3 protein-coding genes are annotated in these 4,674 nt (G+C 43.9%); all 3 read right to left on the reverse strand.

What is annotated here, in order from left to right; translation table 11 throughout:
• Window positions 1–182 precede the first annotated feature (182 nt).
• Entirely contained in the window at window positions 183–962 is a 780-nt protein-coding gene (locus CEV08_RS08845) for a hypothetical protein (protein ID WP_100131241.1), read from the reverse strand.
• 297 nt (window positions 963–1,259) lie between these two features.
• Window positions 1,260–3,107, reverse strand: a complete 1,848-nt coding sequence (locus CEV08_RS08850) for a portal protein (RefSeq protein ID WP_432417146.1) — start codon at window positions 3,105–3,107, stop codon at window positions 1,260–1,262.
• On the reverse strand, window positions 3,092–4,456 hold the full coding sequence (locus CEV08_RS08855; protein WP_100131242.1) for a PBSX family phage terminase large subunit: 1,365 nt from the start codon (window positions 4,454–4,456) through the stop codon (window positions 3,092–3,094). Before CEV08_RS08855 ends, CEV08_RS08850 begins: the two co-directional genes overlap by 16 nt.
• Window positions 4,457–4,674 lie beyond the last annotated feature (218 nt).

The following is a 4,674-nucleotide window of genomic DNA, read 5'->3' on the forward strand; positions in this document are numbered from 1 at the left end:
ATTTTATGCAGCCCAAAAGCCCCTCACGCAGACCCAAAGCCCCTCACGGACCCCGCAAAAGACATCCGCCCTCTCACGAAACCCAAAGCCCCTCCCAGGCCCCGCAAAAACCTTTCCCGCATTTCATGCAGCCAAAAAGCCCCTCACGCGCCCCGCAAAAACGCTTGTCACATTCTTGTTTTTCAAAATTCTCTTCCCCCCATTAAACGATTAAAAGCCGCTTTATTTTTAGGATCAGCAACCCAAGTGCTAAATTCTGTTTCTGACATTTTATCAAGCATATCCAAAGAAATTGGTCCATTTGGCGTCAAACCGTTATAAGCCGCGAGAGTACGGGCAGAATTGTGTCTTTCCTGTAAATTTTCCCCCATGTTATTGGGAATATTTGTGTAGCCAATTTTTTGTGCAATAGAATAAATCACTTCAGCCGGATTTTGATTTTTTTGCGCACAATCGCGCAAGATCTGCTTCAACTCATCACCAATCCTTGCATCAATATTTTGGGGATCTGCCATTTCGGGATAAAGCGAAGCACAAGCTGCCAACTGTTTAGCACGTGTTTCATAAATAAAATCGGCTGCTTGATCAAAATCATGATGCTTTTGTTTAACACTTGCAACAGACTGCTGATAGAATGCCTGCAACTGTTCTGCTTCGCAAACCGGGGTAGGTTGTTGTTTTTCATGTAAGAGCCCTTGTTTTTGGAGTGTTTTTCCCAACCATTGCATATAACCCATAAAGTCTTTTTGTGGATCTGGCGGACCATTTTCTCTCCCTTGCTCCCCTTTCTCTTCTTGCTGCGAAGATAGCTGTTGTTGAGACATTTGCCCTTGGAAATTTTCTTCCAAAGTTTTTGCTTTTTCTCCTCTTCCAATTTCGCCGTCTTCTCCCTCTTGTGTTGAGGCAAGAAAATCCTGTTGCAATTGGTTTTGTTCTGCCGGCGTTAAGTGTTCTTGATCCATGACATTAGCCTTCTCTTTTTTTGAACAATAAAATTAAATTTTTCAGATACAACAGCCTGAGAGCCTTTATCCCCCACCTCTCATCACTTGGGCTTCACCATTCCCCCATGTTTCACCTCACATAACATCAAAACGCCATCTCTCCCCTGCTCCACACCAAAAACCATTGTCCAATAAAACAGCTCTTCTAAGCTAAAGAGAGATGACATGGCGCTCTAGAAGCAACATTACCCTATGGAAATTTTATCCATCCGCCCATTGATAAAGATCATCAAAGATCTCACACCATAAAGCACCTTATTGTTGAGCCTTTAGGATCTGCAACATTTGCATAATCTGCTCTTCTTTCACCTTATTTTCCATCTGCGCTGCAGCATTTTGCTCTTCATGAAGAGTATTTTGCGCCTTGATCGCAATTTTATGGATCAATGAAGCCGGTAAAGGTGAATAGCGTAAGAGATCGAGCATAATCTCTGGCGTTGCAAAATTTTGCATCAAAGGAAGCAATTGCATGATCAATGCAAAAGTACGCTCTTTTTCATTAAGACTCGTTGGTGCATCATCCACAACAATATCATATTCCAAACTTGTCACCATTTCGCGTGTCAAAGGAACATACTGCGCATTTTCATCACCGGCAATACGAACCAACCGCCCATCGGACAGATAGTTTTGAATAAGATAGAGAATAATTTTCCCCTGTCGCTGCCGATATCGACGCAAACCATCAAAAAAGGAAGCCAACAGATTAAGGGATGATTGGCGTCGTTGTTGTTCAAGAATACCGGGCTGATTAACAGCGCGCGTCCCAATAAATTCAGAAGACAACCCCGTCACCTGCTCGAGTGCACTTTTTGCTTCATTAAACAGCTGAAAAAACCCTTGTGGAAATTGCGCCACGGGTTTAGGCTGAATTCTTCCGCCAGATACAGCCCCACTTTTCAACCAAGTAATGCTATCGGCTCTAGCCCAACTTTCGGTTGCTTGTCGATCATCATCAAAAGCATCACGTTCTGCCATAATACCGCCTTTTGATTGGCTATTGAGCAAATGCATCACTTGACTAAAATATTTGTTTGCCCACCGTTGCGGATCTTTTGTAGGACGCACAATCCCGTAAAATTGTCGGCTTAACTTATCAAAAGTACCGGTAATACACTCCCATCCCAATTGACCTGCGGGCACCAAAGGCTTATCCGGTGCTTCGAGCAATTTTCTGCCTAAAAATGCCCGTTTGACAATCTTTCTCATCAACCGTGTTGCTTGAATATCCGGAAAGGCTTTCCTTAAACTTTGGAAATTCTGCTCTGAATAATCGATAAATTTTCCGGTTTGCTGATCAAGTACTTTATAAACCACCTCACGTTCAAACCAGCGACATTCAGCCAATGTTACCATTTTAGGGCGTTGATAGCTTGTTTCCTCTTCCCCCTCTCCCAGATAATTTTGTGTCATCCCATTGCTGGTTGAATGTAAAAAGCTCTGATGTTTTACCCAATCGGCATGAAGATCACTCCAGTGAACATGGGGAAACATTTGCTGAGCCACAGCCAGAGGTTTTTCATCAATATACCATAAGCGTTGTGCATCAATAAGATTAGGCTTAACAGCACTCGCATCCCATACCATTTTCATAGGGTCAAGCCGCGCAATGATCGGTTTTCCTTGCGGATCTTCTTCATAATCAAGACGTGTATCTGTCCATCCCATTCCGCAAATAATTGCATCTTGAAAAGCATCAGAATCTTCGTATTCCCCATCAGCTTCATCGCGAAACCATTCGGCTGCTCCTGTTAGAATCTGGTTTGCAAAGGCAGCCCCTTCTTGTCGTGGAATAAATTGGACTTGTCTTTTATTATTGCGCTCAGTCCCAATGACGGCATTAATCAAAGGTGCAATACGGTTAAAAGTCATGACCGGTCTATTTTGTTCGTTCAAGACGGCCAAGTCTTGCTCATTCCACTGCCGCCCATTATAAAAATCGTAGTCTTCTTGGGCATTTTTTCGCCATTTTTCGACATGAGCAATATCATCCTGATACCACCCCACGAGTTTTTTAAAGAGCGCTTGATTTTCAAGCGTCTCGATTTGATCATAAGAAGAAAAAGAAGAACCTGTAAGTATATTCATTAAAAAGCCATCCATGAAGTTTGAGAATGGTGAGAAGAGCGATAGGTATTTTTTTTGCGCGATCGAGCATGGGGCTGTTCATAAGCCACACACATCAGTCCGAAGGCATCCGCGCCATGGCTTGCCCAATCATGTTCAGCGCCAAGACCAATATTGCGCTGTTCGTCTCGCTTTTCATGATACCAAGCAAGGGCTTTTCTCCCCGCAGCTGTTGTTTCACGATTAAACCATAAAGCAGGAAACAAACGCCTTACGGCTTCGATCCGCATTTTCACAGCGCCTGTTCCTTGATTAGGAATGATTTTGGTTTGAAAACCCGCTTGTTGAAGCGCACTTTCAAAACTGACATTATAGACACGATCTTTTGTCGCTCCATCATGGGGCAAAACCATCAGCGCCTTTTCATATCCCCTTTGAAAGACCCAACCCACATGCTCAGAAAGCGGTTGCCCTTGGGCTTCATAATAATCGAGCACGCGAATTTCCCGCCCAACAAATTGCGCGACCCACAAAGCGGTAGCATCAGCCTTTGCCCCTGTTCCGCCGATATCCCAAAAGATTCTCACCTGCATCAAAGGATCACGTGGAACGGTTGTAATCCGCCCTTCCATTTCGGCTTCGAGCAGACATTTTTGATAATAAGCGCCTTGGACAGCTTGGAGATATTCGCCTTCCCAAATATGGTTATACTGTTCTGGCCTTTGCTGCAAATCGTCCATTCGATCACGATTGAGTTTTTCGGGAAATTTTGGATTATCGCGCCAATTAATTTCCGCCCCTTTGATATTGGGGTTATCGACATTTCGAAAACGTTTTTCCACAGGGGCATTTTCATGACACGGGTTCCATGTAACCCATAATTCTGCATTCCAATCTTTTCCCTCTTCGCGCAAAGTTGGAATAAGCGTTTGCCAAGCAGTCTCGGTTACCGGCTCTGCCTCATCAACCCAGCAGAGGAAAACGCGCCCCATTGATTTAATACTGGCAATATTTCGATCAAGCCCCGCGAAAACATAAACGATGCGTCCATCTTTTGACTTAATATATTTATCGCCGATTTCGTAATAGTCTTGTAAAAACGGATAAGACTCGATAGCACGTTTAATTTCCTCCAAAGAGCTCTCATTGAGCGAATTTTGAAACTGTCGCGCACAAAGGATAATACCGCGTTCTCCCGCCATTCCATGACGATATCCCACCACAGCCGACATCAAGGCAAAAGAACGTGTTTTTCCAGATCCGCGTCCCCCCCAAGCGGCGCGTACATCGGCTTTTCCGGTAAAGACAGGAATAAGCTTTGGAATAAGAGCCACTTGAGCGGTTTGTTGCTCTATTTTTTGAGAAATTTTCTGAACCGTTGTCATTTATAAATTTTCATTACTGATAAACAATTGAGCTTTACTTTTTTGATGATGCCAAGTTTAATGATCCTAGGATAATTTAACGAAAAACGCTCTTTTCAAAAGCACGGCTTTATCTTCTTTTCATCCGGAGACTCAACGCATTCCCCTTTTTTTTGCATGAGATCCCCAAGCTCCCCCCTAAGAGCCCCCCCAAGAGCGCCCTCAAAGCGCCCTCCCAA

The sequence above is a fragment of the Bartonella tribocorum genome, from assembly GCF_002778015.1.
GTDB classification, from domain to species: Bacteria; Pseudomonadota; Alphaproteobacteria; order Rhizobiales; family Rhizobiaceae; genus Bartonella; species Bartonella tribocorum_B.